Raw genomic sequence first — 22,098 nt, 5'->3', positions numbered from 1 at the left:
ATTTATAATATAAATAGCATGAGAGGACAGGGATGTAGCAAACGGAGTCTTTTAGAAAAAGATAGGGCTTAAAGCGATTGTATACGTGTCCCCTCTATGGTAGATTTGGACTAACTGATAGAACAGGGTCATGTAAGAGAGGAAATGGTGAGTATATGCGTAAGATGGGGAAAAGGGCAGTTGTTCTGGCTTTGGGCAGCGCTCTATGTGTTTCTGGAACGGCAGGTGCAGCTAGCAGTGGAACTGCGTTAAAGGCCAAAGTCATTAATGGTGGGGTCTATGTTAACGTAAGCGATATGAATAAAGCATTAGGAACCAGCGGCGCATATAACAGCGCAAATGGTACATATACGTTATCGGCCGATCGTGTGCCGCAGGTTGTTAAAAATGTATCTCCTTCTGTGGTCGGTATCATTGGCCGTTCAGCCACGGGAGAGACCGTAGCGGGAGGAGATCGCTACAATCTGGCTCACGGCACGGGTGTCATCATTCGTACAGATGGATGGATTGTGACGAATGCGCATGTTATCGAAGGATTAGGTGATGCCGTGGTTGTAACCTCGGACGGAAAATCTTACGGAATCACCGACAGCTACAGCGATCCGATCAGTGATTTGGCATTAGTCAAAATCAAGGCAAGCGGCCTCAAACCCGCTACCTTGGCAGCTTCAACGAACAGTCTACAGGTAGGTGAGCAGGTAGTGGCTATTGGTACGCCTATATCCTTTTCACTTCGCAATTCGGCAACCTCGGGTGTCGTTAGCGGGCTGAATCGTGGTGTCAACGCTGCTTATCGTTTGATCCAAAGCGATACCGCGATCAATCCTGGTAACAGCGGCGGTCCGCTGGTCAATCTCAAGGGTGAGGTCATCGGGATCAATACGATGAAATTCTCGGCGGTTGGTATTGAAAATATGGGCTTTTCGATTCCGTCGGATACGGTGAAATATGTGATCGGCCAATTTTTCAAATACGGAGAGGTTCGGCGCGCCAGTCTTGGTCTAGGGCTGGAAGAGAGCTGGTCAGCTATCGTCGGATTACCTACCGAGGATCCTTTGAAAGTTACGAAAATTACTTCAGCCAATGCCGTTCAGGCCAAAATCAAGGAAGGCGATGAGCTGTATAGTATTAACGGTAAGCGTGTAGCTTCGGCCATTGACGTCAATGAGCTACTTAAAAACTATCAACCGGGTCAAACGGTGAATGTGCTTATGCAGTCGGACGGTGATATTGTGAAGCGCAAGCTGGTACTGACACAGGATAATGGTGAAATCTATGAGTCCATTCAGTCTGGAGACGATGGTGAAGATTCGAACGGTTCGGAAGCCGCTGAAGATGGTGGCATAGCGCTTTCTAAGGAAACATCGGAGCCAGCTCAAGGGGCAACTACTGGAAAGTGAACAATAAGGGCTCTTGAATCTATAAAATAAAGCTAAAGGGAGATTTACTGTGAAGCATATTCAAAGAAAAATGATGCGTAAGCTGGGGGTCGGCGCTGTCGCATTGTCCCTTCTGCTTTCCGCTTTGCCAGCAGTTGCAGCAGATCAAGATAAAAACATCCTGGAATTGCGTCTGCAAAGCGGCAGCAATACAGCCGTCGTAAACGGTCAAAATGCAAATATCACGAAGCCCTATTCCAAAAGTGGTGCACTGATGGTTCCGGCTGGTGTGTTTAAAAAGGCATTTAACAGCAAAATTCGATTGGCTGAAGATAATGTGGTTAAAATCACCAGCGGAACTCATGTTGTATCGCTGACCATTGGTAGCCGTACAGCATGGGTGAGAGGTCACAAGGTAACACTTCCAGCTCCACCGGAAATGTCAGCAGGTATTCTCATGGTGCCTCTGCGTCAAGTAGCAGAAGGGCTTGGCGGTAAGTTGGAGAAGAATGGTGCCGGAATCATTATTCGGATGGAAGCACAAGAAGAGGCGGGCACGGTAGCTGAAGAGACACCGAACATTGATAATGATGAGGGCAAGACGCAGATCGGGAACAGTTACTATGACTGGTCTATGAACTATCCAACAGGGCTCGTCATCGGTCAGGGAGGTGGAGATGAGAGTATCTCCACTTTTATGGATGAGAACAGTGCATACTATATGGAAGTGCACACAGCGTCACAGCCGGTTCCACTGAATGCGGACGATCTGTTGCAACAATTAGTGCAGGCAGCCAAGGAAACGGGAGAAACTGTGATCGATCGAAAATCCTTCCCGAAAGCGAAGGTACCTTATGCTCGTGTCATTACGAAGGATGGGGACGGCGTATTGTGGGAAAATCGTCAGTACTATGACAACGGACGATTGTATGTAGTTTATTTTTCCGATGCTAAAGCAACGAATTATAAAGATCTGGCCCAGTATGCAGGACTTTTAAATTCCTTCAAGACCTCCTTTAATGCGCAGGATAAAAGTATTAAAGACTTGTCTACTGTTGTAGGAGGCACACGCGAGGCCGGGAATCCAGACTACGGTGTGTCACTCAGCATACCCGCAGGCTGGAAAATGGACGATCAACGGATGCAATATGAAAGTAATGATGGATCGAGCTTCCGCGTGAAAATAACCTCAGCTCCAGCGGATGGAAAGTTGGAGAACTGGGGCCAGCAGCTGCAAAAATGGCTGAGCGATTCCTTTGTGTCCACGGCTTATGAGGCACAGAAGACGTATCCGCTGGAGGTTGCAGGCGTTCAAGGGTTAGTACAGGAGTACCGTTATAATTTTGGCGATGGATGGGTCAAGGAGTACAACGTGCTGATTCAGCAAAATGGATACCGCTATTTGGCTGAATACGCAGTGCCTGAAAAAGTAAGCAAAGGAAATGATCAGTTCAACGCGCTCATTTCCTCGCTTCAAATCGATTTTCAAACCGTAGCGAGTAACTTTGGACAGTTGGAAGAAGACGACTATTTGACGGATAAAACGAAAACGGTCAAAAAGACGTCAAAAGCCTATGAATATACGGTGAATATCCCACGATATTGGACCGCGATTAGCGATCAATTTGAATTGGGCGATGTAGAGTACCAGTTTACTGGAGGACGTTTTTCCGTCAAAATCGACAACGACCAATCATTTGAACTAACGGTATCCCAGCTCAAGGACTTCTACGATAAGCAAGCAAAGAACTACAAAAACCTCAAAGTCGAGGAGGTTAAGGACGTAACGTTTGCTGGTGTTCCGGCAGTTTCCTTTACATTCCATCGTATAGAGGAAGGCATTGGCTACACAGGCCACCAATTGGTTTTGGAACGTGACGGAAAAACGTATACTGTGACAACGACATTGAATGATGCGAACAACACGGCTGTACAGTCTAATGCACTGGATTCGACGTTAAATTCGTTTAATTTTGTGAAGTAGAAGGTGTAAGTAAAAGATTGGCGAGGTATGGTGGGAAGAGGCTACGCGTGCCATTTGATCCTACGATCGCTGTTGACCCGGGATTCTTGGATTGTATAAGTGATTTAATATGTAAGAATCCCAGGTCAAAGGCGAACGCTGACGCTTCTTCGGATTCAAATGGCCCGCTTCGCTGGCGCCCGCCATAAGATTTCCAATCCTTTTAAAGAGTGAGGTAAGCAGGGAAGAGCGAAGGCAGCTATTTACGGTACTTAGACCTGCGAACGCCTTTTCTCGGATTCATGGCTAGTACGCTGGTATCACCACAAGGATGCCTTTTTCTAAAAGGCTTAGGCCTACTAGCGCGTCTAAGTTGCCTAGTCTCCATCTCCATTTGGCTTCCTGCTGAATAGCACTGTTTACTTCGTTGTTCCTCTTGTTTTATATGATTCTTCACCTCCAAAGTACCGTTTGACGGGAATGGGGGTGTTTTTTATGTTTTAGTAAGAGATTTTTACGAGGAATCGCTTGGAAAGTGTAGAAGCTTGGGGCGCAGTCTGGTACACTAGATTAGTTACAAGATAAGAATGATTATGCCGCAAATGTTCGTGATGCGGATTTTTTGAGTTGGATGCCATTTATCCCTCGAGCCAGTGGTTCAGAGTGGGGATGATCGGATAGGATGATAATTCATAGGGCTATAAAATAAGCAGCATCGCTGCTCTGGAAAATAACGTTTAACTCTGGGTTAATTAGTTATTTCTCCATATAGGGAGGACAAAGATGAAATCAGTAGTACGAAGAGAAGATGTTGAGCTTCTGGCACCAGCCGGTGACTGGGATTGTATGCGTGCGGCGGTGGCAAACGGGGCTGATGCGATCTTTTTCGGGGTGGAAAAGTTCAACGCACGGGCACGGGCGAATAATTTCCGCATGGAGGAACTGCCTGAAATTATGGCGTTTTTGCATAGCTATGGGGTTAAAGGTTTTTTAACATTCAATATATTGGTATTTGAAAACGAGTTGAAGGACGCTAAGGAGCTGGTCGATGCCTGTATTGATGCTGGAGTCGATGCCTTAATTGTCCAGGATATGGGCTTGGTGAAAATGATCCGCGACATTTCACCAGATTTCCCGATCCATGGTTCTACCCAAATGACGATTACCTCGCCGGAAGCGGTAGAGTTTACAAAGCCGTACAATATGGAACGGGTCGTGCTTGGACGCGAAAACAACCTGAAACAGATCCAAAAAATAGGCGATCAGGCGAGACTTCCAATGGAGGTATTCGTACATGGAGCGTTATGCGTATCTTATTCTGGCCAATGCCTGACTTCAGAAATGTGGGGCGGCCGCTCTGCTAACCGCGGTGAATGTGCACAGGCATGTCGTTTGCCTTACGATCTGATGGTGGATGGAGAGCAGAAACCAATGGCAGATGTGACGTATCTGCTTTCACCTAAGGATCTAGCAGCGATCGATTTGATGCCTGAACTGATCGACGCGGGTGTTGTTTCTTTTAAAATTGAAGGGCGACTGAAAACACCTGAATATGTGGCGAATGTGGTCAGCAAGTACCGCAAGGCCATTGATAAGTATTTTGATGGCGATACGTCCAAGACCAGCAAAGAAGATATTCGCGAGCTGCAGCAGAGCTTTTCACGCGGCTTTACGCACGGTTTTCTCGAAGGAACCAATAACAAGAAGCTGGTTGACGGTACGTTCCCGAAAAGCCGGGGGGTGTATCTGGGCCGAGTGGAACAAATCCTTCGTGATGGCGTAGTGTGCCGTATTGATGCACCGCTCAAGCGTGGAGATGGTATTGTATTCGATGCGGGAGATCCCACGCAAAAAGAAGAAGGCGGACGCGTATACGATATCCGTCGCAAGGGCGTGAAGATTGAGGGCGAAGCCGGAGAAGGCTGGATCATTGATATCGTAGCGGGACGCAACGATGTGGACCTGCGCCGTGTACACGTGGGCGATCGCATTTGGAAGACCAACGACCCGGCGCTGGACAAGCGTCTGCGCCAATCGTACGACACGGACAAGCCGTACCGGGTCTTCCCAGTACATGTGCGGGTCAGCGGCTCCCCAGGACAACCGCTGTCGACATGGTGGACCGACGTGCAGAAAGGCACAACGGTCCGCGTGGACTCCGAGCTGGAACTCGAAATTGCCCAGAAGCGTCCGATGACGCACGAACTGCTCGAAGAGCAGTTCGGCCGACTGGGCGGAACGGTGTTCCAGCTGGAAGAGCTGGACGTCCATCTGCATGGGGACGTCATCGTGCCGATGCGCGAGCTGAACGGTATCCGCCGTCAGGCGGTGGAACTGCTCGCGGGCGAGCGCCCCAAACCGCCCGTGTACACGAAGCGGGCGGTCGAGGTGTATGACGATGCATCGACTCCGGCATCGTCTGTGGCACGCGGTCAGGCAGAGCTGACCGCGTTGTGCCGCAGCCTCCCTCAGGTGGAGGCTGCGCTCGAGGCCGGCGTGGAGTTCATCTACGCCGACTTCGAGTTCATCAAGCAATTCCCGGCAGCTGTAGAGGCTGTGCATGCTGTAGGCCGCCGAATTGCGCTAGCGACCCCGCGTATTCACATGCCGGGTGAAAATGGCTACCACAACAACATCCTGCGCCTGAAGCCGGATGCTGTGTTAGTACGCAATCCAGGGGCACTGTATTTCTACTTGCGACACCGGTTGGAGAACCCGGACGCACATCACCCGCAATTGATTGGTGACTTCTCGCTGAATATAGCCAATCATAAAGCGGCTGATCTGTTCCTGGATTCCGGCTGCGACTTGGTTACGCCTTCGTACGATCTGAACATTCAGCAAATGGTCGATATGCTCAGACGTACGCGTACCGATAAGCTGGAGATTGTGATCCAGCAGCATATGCCAATGTTCCATACTGAACATTGCGTATACTGTACCTTTATGAGTGAAGGCACCGACTACACCAACTGTGGACGTCCGTGTGAGGACCATCGCGCATCCCTGCGTGATCGAATTGGTATGTCTCATCCGGTCCGTGTGGACGAAGGCTGCCGCAACACGGTATACAACGCGATTGAGCAATCCGGCGCGGAATACCTGTCCAATTTCCTGGAGCTAGGCGTGTCCCGTTACCGCGTGGAATTTTTGGAGGAGACACCGGAGCAAGTGCATGAGGTTATTGATCTCTATAACCGTGCCCTGCGCGGAGAAATCAGCGGAACACAAGTATGGAAGACACTTAAAGCAACGAATCAGTTGGGTGTTACACGTGGGCAGCTGGTGAAGTAAATAACTGTATATTTGTTCGGGAGCCAGAAAGATTCCGGCAGCATAATATATTCATATAGAAACCAAGTGATTAGAAGACATGTTCTCTTTGTGAGAAGATGTCTTCTTCTTTAATCTATCAAATTCACCTATCTTCCTGTTATAATCATAGACAGTATATCTATCCGTTATATTGAAGACAAAGGAGTTTTAACCTATGAAAATCCGTAAAGCGATTATCCCTGCTGCGGGATTAGGAACCCGGTTCCTTCCTGCTACGAAAGCGATGCCTAAAGAGATGCTTCCCATTGTAGACAAACCAACAATTCAATATATTATTGAAGAAGCTGTTGCATCTGGTATTGAGGATATCATTATCGTTACTGGTAAAGGCAAAAGGGCGATTGAGGATCATTTTGACTACTCTTTTGAGCTGGAGCATAATTTGACTGCGAAGGAAAAATGGAACCTGCTAAATGAAGTGCGTAAACCATCGGAAATGGCAGATATCCACTATATTCGTCAAAAGGAACCTAAAGGGTTGGGACATGCGATTTGGTGTGCACGTAAGTTTATCGGTGACGAACCTTTTGCCGTCCTTTTAGGGGATGACATCGTTGAGTCTGAGAATCCATGCCTCAAACAGATGATTGACGTGTTCGATGAGTATCAGCGTTCTGTTGTAGGTGTAAAACAAGTGGATTGGAACGAGGTACATCGTTACGGCATAGTTGAAGGTCATGCACTGACTTCCAAAATCTCTGAGGCGGAACGATTGGTAGAAAAGCCAAAGAAGGAAGAAGCAACCTCCAACTTGGCGATTATGGGACGTTATATCTTGACGCCTGATATTTTTGATATCCTGGGTCAGCAATCTGCGGGAGTAGGCGGGGAGATTCAGTTGACGGACGCATTGTCCAAGCTGGGAGAAAAGAATCCGATCCTGGCTTACGAGTTTGACGGGAATCGCCATGATGTTGGCGAGAAATTGGGATTCATTGAAACTACTATTCATTATGCTCTGCAGCATAACGAAATCAAGGATGAAGTATTGGCTTATATGAGACAGGTTATTGAAAAGATTGATCAACAAAAATAGACATCTCACCCAACCTCACTTTATTAAAATAAGAAAGAGACTACCGGATGATATAACATCATCTGATAGTCTCTTTTTTTCTACTATTTCTCCGATTTTAACTGAGCAATTTGCTCTTTTTCCGTCGGATCAGCTTTTATTAGCTTATCGTACAATGCTTTGTCATCCTGTCCCTGTTGCTGCAGAGCGATAATATAATAGCGAGCAACCTCACGATTTGTAGCGTCGCTCAGGTCGTCTTTCAAGCCGTTTTTGAGGATGCTTGCAGCCTCAGCAGGCTTACCTAACATGAACTCAATTTTTCCAGTACTGAGCGCAATACCTGGAGTTACTTCAAAAGTACGTGTCAACTCAATTTCAGGTGGAACCGTCTTAATATGAGCTACCCCATCCAGAACCTTCTGATAAGCAGCGAGACCTGCTTGGAAATATTTCTGTTCCTTGGCTGTGTCCTTCTGCTTATGTGCCTTATTACCAATAGTGTAAGCTTGGGTAATCAACATATTGTACCAGTCATTGTCCCAGACAAAGTTGGAAATGTTATTTTCCAAAATGCTGAAGGCTTGCTCATGTTCACCTTTTGCTTTTAAAAGGTTAACTTTGGAGTTATACATGATTTTATTATACGGTTCTGCCCTCAGGCCCGTATTAAGTACCTCTATTGCAGCGTTATAAAATTCCTCTTTTTTCGTTTGATCATACACATTCTTGTACAGTGCAGCCAATCTTATAACCGAATCTGGGTGCGTAGGACGAAGTTCAAGATCCTTATTAATGGCACTTTGGATTTCCTCAAAAGATGAGCTGACCGCCATGATCTGTTTGGCAGATGTGGCAGCATTGGCCGATTGCACAAAGCGGAGACCTGCAAAAAGCACCACAATGCTTAGAATGCCGATGACTGCACTATACATGATTCGGAATCCGGAAGCACTCATGGACAGGCGTTTAAGCGGCTTGCTGTCCATAGCAGCGGCCATACCACCGAGACTCACAAATACCAGTATGCCCATGAACACGTAACTCAGATTAAAGTCTAGCAAGCTATGAAGTAAGATTGAGAGTGCCAAAATGAGATACAGGAAGTGAGAATCCCGTTCTTCATCATCTTGTCTCATATAGCTACGGATATATTTATAGAAAATATATAAGATAAATGACATGAAAATTACGAAGCCGAGAATACCAACTTCAACTAGATACTGCATGAAGAAATTATGGGCCTGACGGCTTGTGTAAGGATAATCTTGGTATTTCTCGTATAAAGTAGCCCAGCCGCCGCCGCCGGTGCCAATAACAGGATGATCTTTAATCAATTTGGCAGCATCCTGATAGAATACAAGTCGTTCCAGTACACTATGCTGCCGGAAATTGATATTTTCAAACCGGACCTGGACGTTTTCTGGTAGTACGCTGCGCAGGCCAGTTCCAATAAACAGAAAAGCCATCAAGCCAATCACCACAACAGATCCGACAGGTAGCCACAGGTTGGATAACTTGCGGGAGGCCCATCCTTTGAGGGCATTTTCCAGCTTTGGTGCCAGATAACGTTCAACAAGCCACAGTACGACAGCTACAGCCAGGGAGACCCCAATAAGTAACCCCCAAGCCTTCGCAGCCTCTCCGCCGTTGTAGGTCTTGTTGAGTTGTAAACCCATATTTGTAATTGGCGCCAAGATAGATATTGACGCTACACCAGCAATGGCACAATGCAAAATCCATATAATCTGACGTGCTGGTTTAAAGAAGAGCAAGAGCAGTACGAAAACGACTGGTAACATAACCAGACCGCCCCGTGACAAGGTCAGGAATAACGAGACCAGAATAGGTACCAACATGAAGCCGTGAATAGCCTTGCCATACCATAGTTTTGATTTCATCAGACAGAAAACGGCAGCGAATAGAAAAGCCATTAGAAAGGCCGCATATGTATTCGCATATTGAAACACTGATGTCAGCCGGAGACCATTTGTATCTGTCATAACTGCATTGGTATATCGATACTGGTACACATATTGGGTAAACCAGCCTACCATCTTGCCAGCAAGTACCCACTGTCCAAACCAGTTAATAAAGCCAAAGCCTACAATGACATAAGCAACAGTCATAATCAGGTTGTGAATAATCTTATTGCCTAAGCGATCTTGTAGTAGATAGATTGAGATGATAAACAGGGCGGCATATATGCACTGTACCACCACCATATTCATGGCCAGGTAATGTGAAGCTGCTGAAGTCAGTGAAAGCACATAAGTCAGGGGAAGCAGCAGCACTAATACAGCCAGCCAATCCCTTTGCTCTTCCAGCTTGAATTTTTTATAATAGGTTAGGATTCCTAAAATCAGTAAAATCGTGCTGATGATCAAAGCCCAATAAAGGGGTTTCTCAAAATCAAGCATTTGCCCATTAAAGAGTGCAGCCTGGAAGGGGGCCCAAGCTAAGAACAGAATAATGCCAACAATTAACACCCAAAATATAGCCGGCCTTTTATCGTCACGGGTCGACGTTTGGGCTTGTTTCCCGTATACTGGATTCGACAAGGTTTACAATCTCCTTTGTTTTTATATTCATTTGTATATTAACATATATTCGACCACATAGAAAAAGTCCTTACATGGTTTAAAACACTTGCTTATGAGATAACAAAGGAGGCTTAAAAACTAGAAGAACTATTTTATATGATAGAGTCTATAAAAATGCTGGATTATTATAATTAGGAGACTTTTGGATGAATGAAAATAAATTAAACTTAATGAAAGTTTGTATCTCATCTATAATATTGTATATCTTCATTGTTCTCGCATTTTATGGGCTAGTTGGCGAACAATTGAGATATAGATCTACTGGCTCAAGTATAGAAATGACCGCTGAGAACACACCTATTGGAGAAATTCTGAAAGGCGATGTCATTAAGCAGAACTTTACGATTACTGGAAATGCTATAGATGGCATATCTTTAAAATTTGCAACTTATGACCGAGAAAATACTGGAACTGTTAAAGTTCAGTTGGTTAGTGAAGACAGTCAAAAAGTATTATTTCAACAGATTTTAGATGCTGCTACGATAAAAGACAACTCAAAACTCGCTTTAAATATTAGCGAGCCCATAGAAAATTTGTCATATAAAAAATTAAGTATAAAGATCACCTCTGATACAGGGACTAAAGGGAATTCTGTAACTTTATGGTATAATAATTTCGAAAACAGAAAAGACCAGCAATTATATGTTAATGGTCAACAAAAGAAAGGGATTTTATCTTTTTCTGTATCTGAAAAGAATGTAGTACCGTTTAGGAGTAAATACTTTACTGTCATGGGTGCTATAGGATTAGTACTTGTTCTCTATGCAATTAATCTTATTGCTAGGCAACGTAAGGGCAAGCATAGCTTTGGTTTAAACATTTTTAGGTCTTTCGTGAAATATAACTTTTTACTTCGTCAATTAGTTTCTAGAGATTTTAAAACAAAATATAAACGTTCGGTTCTAGGAGTATTATGGAGCTTTATAAATCCAGTTTTAACAATGATTGTTCAATATGTAGTGTTCTCTACATTATTTAAATCAGATATTCCTAATTTTCCAGTCTATCTTTTGACTGGTATTGTGCTTTTTAATTTTTTCTCTGAGGCAACTGACATGGGGTTGATGTCTATTGTTGGTAACTCATCCCTAATTACTAAAGTATATATCCCTAAATATATTTTTCCAGTATCAAGAGTTCTATCCTCAGGCATTAATTTGTTGATTTCGCTGATTCCACTTTTAGTAGTTCTATTTATAACGAAAACGCACATTACACCATCCATACTATTATTGCTTTTTAGCCTTAGTTGTACAGTTATTTTTTGCATAGGTATGAGCTTTCTTTTATCTTCTGCGATGGTGTTCTTTAGAGACATACGTTTCTTGTGGAATGTCCTTATCATGCTCTGGATGTATTCCACGCCTATTTTTTACCCTGAGAGTATTATTCCAGAACAATTTTTGGGGATTTTTAAATTGAATCCACTCTATCATTTTATTAGGTTTAGCAGAACTGTTATTTTAGAGGGAGTTTCTCCAGAACCACAAGCATATATCTTTTGTCTAATCGCTGCTTTTGTTCCATTATTTGTTGGTGTTATTATTTTCAAAAAAACTCAAAATAAGTTTGTTTTGAATTTATAAGGAGAAGTTATGATAAAAGCGCAAAATGTTTCGATGATGTTTAAGATAAACCATGACTATATTAAGAGTATAAAAGAGCATGCAGTTGCTCTTTTAAAGGGGAAAATCAAGTATGAAGAATTTTGGGCTTTAAGAGAAGTCAGCCTTGAAATTGAAAAAGGTGAGGTTATGGGGATTATTGGTAGGAATGGTGCGGGTAAAAGTACTTTGTTAAAGGTGATATCAGGTATTCTGAAACCTACACATGGAAGTGTAACTATAGAAGGTACTATTGTTCCAATGCTGGAGCTCGGTTCTGGTTTTGATCCTGATCTAACTGGTCGTGAAAATGTTTTTTTAAATGGTTCTATTTTGGGTTACTCAGAGTCGTTTTTAAAATCAAAATTCGAAGAAATCTTGGACTTTAGTGAGTTAGAAAGATTTATTGATGTCCCTATACGAAACTATTCATCGGGGATGCAAATGAGATTAGCTTTCTCTATTGCTGCTCTTGTCAATCCTGAAATTCTTATTGTGGATGAGATACTGGCGGTTGGAGATGAGAACTTTCAAGCTAAGAGTAAAGCAAGAATGCTCGAATTAATGAGTGGGGGAACAACTGTGTTATTTGTTTCGCATAGTTTAGAGCAAATACGCGAAATGTGTGACCGTGTTATTTGGTTAGACGGAGGTAAGGTGGAAATGATCGGTGAGGCTAAGAGTGTATGCGATGCCTATAAAATATAATTAGGAGAATACATGATGAATTCAATTTATAACGGGTATTTTTTCAATGATTTCTATGCGGAAAATGGCGGTGGAAATTATACAGATCGTGAACGTTGGCAGCCTTTTTTTGCAAGAATTGCAGATGAAATTGTTAGAAGATTCGACCCTAAGACAGTACTGGATGCAGGCTGTGCAATGGGTTATTTAGTAGAAGCTTTACGGAAAAGAGGAGTTGAGGCTTATGGCTTTGATATTTCTCAGTATGCCATAAGTAATGTTCACGATGATATAAAACCTTATTGCATCGTGCACTCTATAGAAGAACCACTACCAAGTAGTTTCCCTCAGAAATTTGATTTAGTAGTCACCTTGGAAGTTTTGGAGCATTTGTCTCCTGATTTAGGGGAGAAGGCCATTGAAAATTTGTGTGAATATACAGATATGATAATATTTTCCTCTACTCCAGATGATATTGAGGATCGAACTCATGTCAATGTACAATTAGGAGAATACTGGAGTAAAAAATTTGCGGAGAATGGGTTCTTTCGCAATCTTGTTCAACCAATGGATTTCATTTGTTCGTGGGCTATGATTTTTGAAAGAAAAAAGAATAGCATCCCCGATTTAATATTTAATTATGAAATGAATATGAGAATCAATGAAATTCAATATGATGAAAAAAATAAATCTCTCACTAGCAAAGTATTTTTTGATACTGGAAAAGGATTTAATGAAGAAGAAAGTGTTGAATTAATAGGAAGCTTAGTTCATAACGAGATTCGACAGAAGATTGTTCTACCTCAAAATACTAGAGCAGTTCGCTTTGACCCAGTGGAAAATAAAGCTTGTATTTTAAAGGACATAAATGTTATTTCATCAGAAGGAGTTCTAGAGTTTCATCCAATTAATGGTGTGATTGTTGAGGATTACGTTGTCTTTGACAACTTTGACCCGCAGATAAATGTTATATTACTTAAAGATTCAACAAAGTGGATTGAAGTTAAGGCTGCTATTTTAGTATATGAAGAAATTGAGAATTTTACTTTGCTTTCTAAGTTAAAGGAAATTCCTTTGATAAAAAAAGAATTGCTAAATAAAGAAAGATTGCTGAATGAAATCTCAATACGCAGTGCAGAAGAATTAAAGGAGACTGTTTTACAAAAAGACAAAGAACTAAAGGAGACTCTTTTACAAAAAGACAAAGAACTAAAAGAGGTAAGTGAAGCTAAAGATGAAAAAATATCAGGACTTACAGAGAAAAACGAAAAATTTGAAAAAAAATACAATGATTATCATCAACTTATAAGCAGTCAAATTGATGACTTAAATAATGAACTGTTACAGGTTCGGTCTGCCTATGATAATGTACAAGCCGCATATAATAGTATTAATACCGCCTTTTTTTGGAAAATGACTAAACCATTACGACTAGTTTTGGACTTATTCAAAAAAAAAACTAAAAAATTAACTGAAACTGATACAAGAAATGCTATTGAATTATTTGAATTTGAAAATAATATCTTAACTATTAAAGGTTGGGTATTCTCAGAAAACGATAAGATTGATGATATGTTTTTGAAAATTATTCATGGAAAAAAAGAATATCGGCTAGAATTGATAAGTGGATTAGAAAGGAAGGACGTCGAAGAAGTTTATAACATAGAGCGTGCTCGTTACTCTGGTTTTAATTCGAACGTTTCTATTGATAATTTTTCTTCTTTTAAGGTGTATTTAGAGTTTACTTTAGATGGGACTAAAAAACATATATTCATTGGGAAAGTGCAATCTAATATATTTGAATATTTGTCCTTTATTAAGAAACGGCTTAACAAACAAAATGTCCATAAACTATTAAATTATTTACGAAGTGGAAGATTTGATTTAATTATCTCTGCAATAAAACGACCAAGAATCAGTGCGGTTACTAGTACAAATGTTCCATCTATTAATTTGCCTGATTGGTTGGAGAATAATACTGTGAATTCTCTCGATTTTTCTGCCGAAATATATCAGCATACAATTGATTTAATTGTTCCTGTATATAATGGGTTCACTTATTTTGATACTCTTTTTCAAACTATAAAAAAAACTCAGATGAAATATCGTTTAATTATTATAAATGATGACAGTACAGATATACGAGTTAGTGAATATTTGAGCATTTTGGCTGATCAGGATCCACGAATTATCTTTATAGAAAATCTGACTAATCTGGGTTTTGTTAAAACAGTGAATAAGGGGTTAAGTTTAACTGAAAACCATGTTGTATTACTTAACACAGATATTGAACTGCCTGAATTTTGGCTTGAGAGACTAATGACTCCAATTATTCTTGGAGACAAAATAGCGACTACAACACCTTTCACAAATAGCGGGACTTTGTGTAGTTTTCCTCTAATAGGGAAAGATAACGGTTTGTTTGAAAATATGGATTGTGATGATATTGATAAGGAATTTAGATTAATTAAACCGGTTTATCATACATTGCCAACGGGTGTTGGTTTTTGCATGGGGATAAATAAAAATGCTCTTGGTGATATTGGGAATTTAGATGCTGAAACTTTTTCCAAAGGTTATGGTGAGGAAAATGACTGGTGTCAAAGAGCTATAAAAAATGGCTATAGAAATGTTATAGTAGATAATCTTTTTGTTTATCACAAACATGGTGGAAGTTTCCCGAGTGAAGAGAAACAAAGATTAATAGAAGAAAATGCAAAACTTTTATCAAAGAAACATCCGAATTATAATGCAGATGTAGCGGCATTTTTTGAGTTAGACCCTCTTAGAAGCACACGAGATTTTTTAATAATGAAGCTATCTGCAACTCTGGATAATAAAAAACCACTGGTGTTTTTAGACCATAACATAGGTGGCGGTGCTTCTGCATATTTAGAAAATTTAAAAAAGGAAAAAAATAACAACGATGAAAAAATAATAGTAATAAAATATGATGTAGATAGTAACTTCTTTTTAATGTTATTTAACTATAAACAAATCAATATAAGTTACAGGTTTTCAAAATTCTCTGAACTTGAACAAATTCTTGATGCTATAGGAGTTGAAGCGATATACATTAATGAACTGGTCACGTATCCTGACTTATATCAAACGTTAGAACAAATAAGTACATTTAAAAGACGTTTTGGCTCGAAATTAATTATGCTTCTACATGATTATTTTTCTATTTGCCCTACTGTTAATTTACTAGATGTTAGAGGTTGTTTTTGTGATATACCTGAATCAAGTAAATGTGAGCGCTGCGCATTAAGTAATCCATATAATAATTATTTACAGTATGAGACTATGAGTAAATGGCGTATTGCATGGGGGAGCATTTTACAAGATTGTGATGAGATAATAGCGTTCTCTAATAGCTCTGCTGAGCTTTTACAAAGAACTTATGGGGATTTAAATAGTTTATCTATTATACCTCATCAAGTTAAGTACATGCCTAAGATTAGCAAGAGTAGTCGAACCTCTACTACGCTAAACATTGGTCTAATAGGTGTTTTAAACTTTCATAAAGGTATCGATATTGTTCGCAAAATGTTGAATTTAATAGAGGTTCAAGGACTTGATGTTCGGATTACATTGATCGGTTCTTCTGAGGGGGAAATTCAACATTCTAAATTTACTGAAACGGGAAAGTACTATCCTGAATCTTTGCCTCGATTAGTGTTACAAAATAAAATAGATTTATTTTTCATTTCTTCCATCTGGCCTGAAACGTTTTCATATACATCAGAAGAAGTTATGAAAATGGGGTTACCGATTGCAGTGTTTGATTTGGGGGCTCCGGCTGAGAGAGCAAAGAGGTATGAAAAGGGCTTGGTAATAAGTGAGGTGAACGCACAAGTAGCACTTGATGAAATATTGGAATTTTCTGATAAAGTTGTTCCTCTTATGCAGGATTCGCTTGAGCAGAAAAGAGTGCTCTTTGTTGCTGAATACCTTTCTTTTTCATCACGTTATCGAGTTGAGCACTTTATAGAACAGTTGATTATCCAAGGTGTCGAATCGGATTTTATTGAAACAAAGGACATTGATCTGTATGATATTAAATCCTACAATGCAATAGTTCTTTATAGATGTACCCTTACTCCAACTCTTTCTAAAATGATTAAAGATGCGAAAAACTCATCTATAAAGGTATTCTATGACATTGATGATTATATTTTTAGTTTTGAGAATATTAAAGATTTGGAGTTTTTATCCGGAGATGACTATTCCGATTTCGAAAATTATTCTAAAAAGATATTTAACTGCATGAATATGTGTGATGGTTTCTTTACTTCTACAAATAACATGGCAAAAGCTATTGAAGAATCATTCCAAGACAAGCCGGTGTTTATAAATCGAAATGTTGCCAGTATGGAAATGGTGGCAATCTCCGCAAAAGCTAAGAATATAAAAATGAAAAATAAAAATGAAATTTCTATTGGTTATTTTAGTGGGTCTAAAACACATGATGGAGATTTCGAAGTTATCAGTGAAGTTGTAATAAACGTCCTGGAGAAATACGATAACGTATTTCTGAGAATAGGGGGCTGTTTACAACTCAATCAGAGATTTGAAAAATATAAAGATAGAATTACTCACTTTGATTTTGTTGATTGGAGAAAGCTCCCTGAGCTTGTTGCTTCTGTAGATATTAATTTAATGCCATTGGAAGATACCTTCTTTCATGCGTGCAAGTCGGAAAATAAGTGGATGGAAGCAGCCTTAGTGAATGTTCCCACTGTAGCAAGTAGAAATAGCGAGCTAAAGCTTATAATTGAAAATGAAGTTACTGGGTATCTCTGTTCTGATGAAAGGGAATGGCAAGAAGCTTTGACTTCTTTGATTGAGAGCGAGAAACTTCGATTCCTTGTTGGGCGAAATGCTAATGAAAAAGTATTAAGTGATCATGTGACACTTAATACCGGAAATAACGCTGTTGAAGAGTTATTTGAAGGGGTGAGAGTTCAATAATTTTTTTATAATAAAAATAGATGAATTGTAGTGGCCGTGACCTCCACGTTGTCTATAAAATAACAATTTTGCTCCTAAATATGGTCATTAATTTTTGAATAATTTATAAAAATCTATATAAAAGTAATTCAGTACGTATTTATAGCGAGTAAAAAGCTGATTTAGTCAATGGAGACAGGATCAGCTTTTTACTTATGGAGTCCGAGGAGATATGTTATTAAACAAGTCTTTAACAGAACGTTAGCTAAGGGAAATATAATTGCTAGGTTTAGGAGTGGATTGGATACATTCTTCTGCGATGTATGTTCAAGCTACAAAATAAAGTTAATTCGTGGTAAATCAAAAAGTATGAAGCAACGATACCAAGATGATCTAGTGGGAAAGGATTAAAGACGTGGTGCCACCAGAATGAAAAAAATAAGAAGGTCAAACTGGAACGGACAATCGTGTGATGCTCAAAGCGATGTTGTGGGTCGCCCGGACTGGAGCGACATGGCGCGACATGACAGGCTATTATCCTTCTTGGTCCTCGGTGAACACCCGGTTCCGCCACTGGAAAACCGTTGGAATTTGGAATCGGATTTTGGAGCTTATTTCGATTGAACCTGACTTCGAAAGTGTGATGATTGATGTGACCATTGTTTGCGTTCATCAGCATGGACTGGGGCAAAAGGGCGTAGTATATCCAGGTCATAGGAAGGCCCCGAGGCAGACCAACCACTTTTAGGCAACTCGTTACGTTTAGAGTTGACAGCTGGACAACGGCATGACTCCGTGATGGGTTATGAAATGCTGAAGTCCATGGATTTAACCAAAAACAAGTTCTGGCTGACCTGCATATGACACGAACCGTATTCTCCAACTCTTGAAAGAGCAAGAGGTGACTCCAGTGATTGCCAGCAAAAAAACCATCGAGTATAGCGGAAATGGGACAAAGAAAACTATAAAGAGTGGAATTTAGTGGAGTGCTTTTTCAACAAAACCAATTACTACCGTTGACTAGCGACTCGCCTTGATAAATTGACATGTACCTTCAAGTCTTTTTTGACGTTTGCGTCGATTATGATCTGGCTTGCTTAGGTTTGAATACACGCCCTAGCGTACACTTTAATTTATCGTAGCGAGTCGCTAGACGACGATAACTTTTCACTTTGTTGAAGAACATTCAACTAAATAACGTTCTCTATAGACAACTCGATCGTAATATTGAATCTTTCGACGATTTGTCCTACTTGGAATTACCGAGATAGCCTGTTTTTCATCTAGATGCGCTCGGATTGCATTGGTATCATACGCTCGATCGGCCAATACTTGCTTCATCGTTAATTTCATGGCTTGCAGAAGCTTATAGCCCTGAACGGAGTCATGAGCTTCACCACCCGTTAATTCGAAACGAAGTGGATTTCCTAACGCATCAACTATTGCATGGATTTTGGTGCTCAGTCCACCACGGGAACGTCGGATCGCTTGCTGGCTTCGCCCCTTTTGCGCCCGATCCATGCTGGTGAACGCGCACAATCGTGGCATCAATCATGACACTTTCCTCGTCAACATCCAGAGAGACATGCTTCAGCACTCCATCCCAAATCCCCGATTTCTACCAGCGCCGAAAGCGGGTGTAGACGGATTTTTAATGGGGAAAGTGGATCGGTAGATCGCGCCATGGGGCGCCTGAACGTGCAACCCAAAGCATCGCATTTAACATAATTCTTTTGTCCAATGCGGGACGCCCTCCTTGTGGTTTTCGTTCAGGTGGAAATAAATCTTGGACTCTCTGCCATCGTGTCTCTTTTATTTCGTATCGCATATTCATCTAATATATTTAAACTATGTATTACCATTTAAACAGTTTGAAGACGCGCCCTAGTTTAGTGGTGACAAACTAGCCTATTTTATTTATAACGAGTAGCAAAGAGGCATTTAAGTTTGCGATATCGATTCAAACTAGCTATTTACTCTATGTTTTGGAGGATTTTGTGATGAGGAGTTTAGAAAAGCTATTTTTAAGTAAAACGCAACACATTTTCTTGGGTATATCTATAATAATAGGGTTGGCTTGGTTGTTTATTCTTCCACCTTTTCAAGCACCAGATGAAAATTCACATTTCTATAGAGCGTATGGTGTAACCGAGGGGACAATAATGTGCAAAAATTATAAAGGAAGTAATGCTGGTTCTTTTTTGCCGTCAAATTTATTGGAATTCACCAATACACTAAAAAGTAATCAAATTAGATTTAATTACGATGTTAAACAAAATCCACGGGATGTGTATGATTCGTACGATTTGTTTCCCAACAAAAATAGTTCTTTTCAAGAATACGTGAATTCTTGCGTATACAGTCCTGTTCCGTATATTCCACAGACTTTAGGAATCTTAATTGGAAAGTTACTAGGTGGGCCTTGGATCGTGCTATTCTATCTAGGCAGATTATTCAATTTCGTCTTTTTTGTTGCAATAACTTATCATGCAATTAAGATAATACCAAAATTAAAAGTACTGCTTATGCTTCTAGCCCTAATGCCAATGACTTTGCATCAAAGTGTATCTTTAAGTCCGGATGCTATTACTATAGCTGTATCTTTTATTTTTATGGCATATATTATGAAGATTAAATATTCTTATAACGAAATTATAAGAGGGAAAGATTTATCTATACTAATTACTCTTGCGTGCATCATTGGCGTATCTAAAATAACATATTTTCCTTTAGCACTACTAGTATTACTTATTCCACGCGATAAATATAGTACGTGGAGGAGGTATTTTCTATTCAATTCTTCTGTAATATTAGGAAGCTTTGCTTTTAGCGTAATATGGGTTGGATTTACGAGGATGGTCAAGATGAATTTTCCTGTTGAGCCAGTTAATCAAATAAATAATATAATAGCAGATCCTTTATCTTTTATAAAACTGTTATCCTTAAGTACTTTTAGAAACGATACTCTTTATAGTCAGTTTTTTGGGGTTTTTGGGTGGCTGGATACTCCCTTGCCGCTGATTTTGACGATTTTTTATTTCGTTGTTCTTTTTGTAGTAGCCATCCAAGAAGGCGATTTTAAAAAGGATATAACTATAAAGTCAGAGATTTTTAATTTCATAGTATCTTTTTCACCATTATTTATAGGGAATATTTTAATTGGGCTCTCGTTGTATCTTAATTGGCCACAGCCTACTAATCAAATAATACATGGAGTTCAAGGTAGATATTATATTCCTTTAGCCTTATCATTTTTTTACTCAATGCATTTATTGTTTCCTGTTATATATAGATTAAGAAAGTTAGTTTTAATTATATTTATAATGTCAATATTATTAATATCAAGCTATTTTTTAACAGTCAGATATTATTATTTTGGTCCCAAATATAACCTTCTAGTACCTTTTAATAATAATTATATAGCAGGTGGCATTCAAAAAGATACGAAAGTTAATCAATCTTTTATAAGTAATAAAGATTCATTAAAGGGAGTCAGTATATTTATTTCAACGTTTGGTCAGAAAATAATTACGGATTATGAATTTATATTATATGATCAAAACACACAAAAAATTATTAGGAAAAGTAAAATTAATACGGTTGGGTTGTTGGATAATAGGTTCTATAACGTGTATTTTGACAAAGTTATTGATGCTAAAGGCAAAGAATACTCTTTTACAATAATACCTTTGTCTGATAAGGTACTGACTCCTATCACGTTACAATTAAGCGAGCCAGGTATATATAGTGAAGGAGATCTTTTTATTAATAATAATTTAAGAGCTGAAGATTTAGTATTTAGACTCATATATTAAAATTTACCTTCAAATTTTATATTATTTGGAAAATGGCCCGGTGCTTTTTGAAGAATGAATAGACGAAAAATTTGTGCAAAGGAAAGTGTGGTATGCCTGGGCCACGTGGTCTGGGCAGCGTTAAGCATTCATTGGAGCAGGATACAGACTATTAAAGCAGATTACAGTTATCCATAGACCGCATTTTCTGTTGTACCAAACAACGCAGGAATATTAAGATGCTGTTTAATCCGGCGGGAAACCTATCAATCTGCCACCGAGCCTTGTACATTGTGCTATTGGTCCAGCTGACTTGTATCTAAGTCCATAACAACTTAGTTTTTTCTATCTTTAAAGTCCCGAAAAATCACAACACGGTGGCGTTACTCTGAGGTGTGCCCTAGCAGGTAGATGGTATCTCAAATAACTGGGGGAATCTAACATATTTTGGTGACGTAGAGTGTGATGCTTTTTTCAAGTATGGAGATTTTACTTACGGTATGTATATCCATACATTTCCTGTTCAACAATTTGTTATTTGAATTTTCGGTAGTGGGCAAGATGGATATCTTTTTTTATTTTTAAACAGATTGAAATATGAATTGGGATACCTGCTGGAAAACATTAAAAGGGACATGTGGCTTGATTCGTGTAGAATGAAGTTAGCACACCACTCCTACAAGGAGAATCAGATCATGAGTTATTCACATCTTAGCATAATCAAACGTAACAAGCAGAAATTCTGCATCAGTATGGGGCAAGAG

Annotated in this window: 9 protein-coding genes and 2 pseudogenes; 9 read left to right on the top strand and 2 right to left on the bottom strand. The window is 40.0% G+C overall.

What is annotated here, in order from left to right:
- Positions 1 to 155 precede the first annotated feature (155 nt).
- From ACM1ND_RS24205 to galU, 4 genes are all read left to right on the top strand, one after another.
- The gene (locus tag ACM1ND_RS24205; RefSeq protein ID WP_071643227.1) at positions 156 to 1,400 is read left to right on the top strand and encodes a S1C family serine protease; all 1,245 of its coding nucleotides are present in this window, start codon (positions 156 to 158) and stop codon (positions 1,398 to 1,400) included.
- Positions 1,401 to 1,449: 49 nt separating this feature from the next.
- Complete coding sequence (locus tag ACM1ND_RS24200; protein WP_418026668.1) at positions 1,450 to 3,363, top strand: stalk domain-containing protein; 1,914 nt, start codon at positions 1,450 to 1,452, stop codon at positions 3,361 to 3,363.
- Between the two features lie 762 nt (positions 3,364 to 4,125).
- Positions 4,126 to 6,636, top strand: coding sequence for a DUF3656 domain-containing U32 family peptidase (locus tag ACM1ND_RS24195; RefSeq protein ID WP_418026666.1), 2,511 nt, complete (start codon positions 4,126 to 4,128; stop codon positions 6,634 to 6,636).
- A 196-nt stretch (positions 6,637 to 6,832) separates the two neighbouring features.
- Complete coding sequence (gene galU / locus ACM1ND_RS24190; protein ID WP_025723431.1) at positions 6,833 to 7,714, top strand: UTP--glucose-1-phosphate uridylyltransferase GalU; 882 nt, start codon at positions 6,833 to 6,835, stop codon at positions 7,712 to 7,714.
- Positions 7,715 to 7,797: 83 nt separating this feature from the next.
- Here galU and ACM1ND_RS24185 read toward each other — a convergent pair whose 3' ends face one another.
- Positions 7,798 to 10,254, bottom strand: a complete 2,457-nt coding sequence (locus ACM1ND_RS24185) for an O-antigen ligase family protein (protein WP_254348547.1) — start codon at positions 10,252 to 10,254, stop codon at positions 7,798 to 7,800.
- Between the two features lie 188 nt (positions 10,255 to 10,442).
- Between ACM1ND_RS24185 and ACM1ND_RS24180 the strand changes: the two genes are divergently transcribed.
- The 4 genes and pseudogenes from ACM1ND_RS24180 to ACM1ND_RS24165 form a co-directional block, all read left to right on the top strand.
- A complete protein-coding gene (locus ACM1ND_RS24180) occupies positions 10,443 to 11,882 on the top strand; it encodes an ABC transporter permease (protein ID WP_254348548.1) in 1,440 nt (479 codons plus the stop codon).
- Positions 11,883 to 11,891: 9 nt separating this feature from the next.
- On the top strand, positions 11,892 to 12,608 hold the full coding sequence (locus tag ACM1ND_RS24175) for an ABC transporter ATP-binding protein (RefSeq protein WP_254348549.1): 717 nt from the start codon (positions 11,892 to 11,894) through the stop codon (positions 12,606 to 12,608).
- Between the two features lie 12 nt (positions 12,609 to 12,620).
- Positions 12,621 to 17,561: a glycosyltransferase gene (locus ACM1ND_RS24170; RefSeq protein WP_418026664.1), complete on the top strand. Its 4,941-nt coding sequence runs from the start codon at positions 12,621 to 12,623 to the stop codon at positions 17,559 to 17,561.
- A gap of 439 nt (positions 17,562 to 18,000) precedes the next feature.
- Positions 18,001 to 18,288 (top strand): annotated as a pseudogene (locus ACM1ND_RS24165) (transposase); the annotation flags it as partial.
- A 333-nt stretch (positions 18,289 to 18,621) separates the two neighbouring features.
- Here the strand turns inward: ACM1ND_RS24165 and ACM1ND_RS24160 are convergent.
- A pseudogene (locus tag ACM1ND_RS24160) lies at positions 18,622 to 19,374 on the bottom strand (IS5 family transposase).
- 166 nt (positions 19,375 to 19,540) lie between these two features.
- Between ACM1ND_RS24160 and ACM1ND_RS24155 the strand changes: the two are divergent.
- Complete coding sequence (locus ACM1ND_RS24155) at positions 19,541 to 21,355, top strand: DUF2142 domain-containing protein (RefSeq protein WP_254348551.1); 1,815 nt, start codon at positions 19,541 to 19,543, stop codon at positions 21,353 to 21,355.
- Positions 21,356 to 22,098: the final 743 nt, after the last annotated feature.

This window comes from Paenibacillus sp. JJ1722, from assembly GCF_048282685.1.
Classification (GTDB): Bacteria; Bacillota; Bacilli; order Paenibacillales; family Paenibacillaceae; genus Paenibacillus; species Paenibacillus polymyxa_B.
The sequence above is the reverse complement of the archived record's forward strand: the minus strand, read 5'-3'. Positions and strand labels throughout refer to the sequence as shown.

What these genes read in the sequence shown, in the direction of transcription:
- ACM1ND_RS24205 (WP_071643227.1), top strand. Translation starts at nt 156, where the DNA reads ATGCGTAAGATGGGGAAAAGGGCAGTTGTTCTGGCTTTGGGCAGCGCT.
- ACM1ND_RS24195 (WP_418026666.1), top strand. Translation starts at nt 4,126, where the DNA reads ATGAAATCAGTAGTACGAAGAGAAGATGTTGAGCTTCTGGCACCAGCC.
- galU (WP_025723431.1), top strand. Translation starts at nt 6,833, where the DNA reads ATGAAAATCCGTAAAGCGATTATCCCTGCTGCGGGATTAGGAACCCGG.
- ACM1ND_RS24180 (WP_254348548.1), top strand. Translation starts at nt 10,443, where the DNA reads ATGAATGAAAATAAATTAAACTTAATGAAAGTTTGTATCTCATCTATA.
- ACM1ND_RS24175 (WP_254348549.1), top strand. Translation starts at nt 11,892, where the DNA reads ATGATAAAAGCGCAAAATGTTTCGATGATGTTTAAGATAAACCATGAC.
- ACM1ND_RS24170 (WP_418026664.1), top strand. Translation starts at nt 12,621, where the DNA reads ATGATGAATTCAATTTATAACGGGTATTTTTTCAATGATTTCTATGCG.
- ACM1ND_RS24155 (WP_254348551.1), top strand. Translation starts at nt 19,541, where the DNA reads ATGAGGAGTTTAGAAAAGCTATTTTTAAGTAAAACGCAACACATTTTC.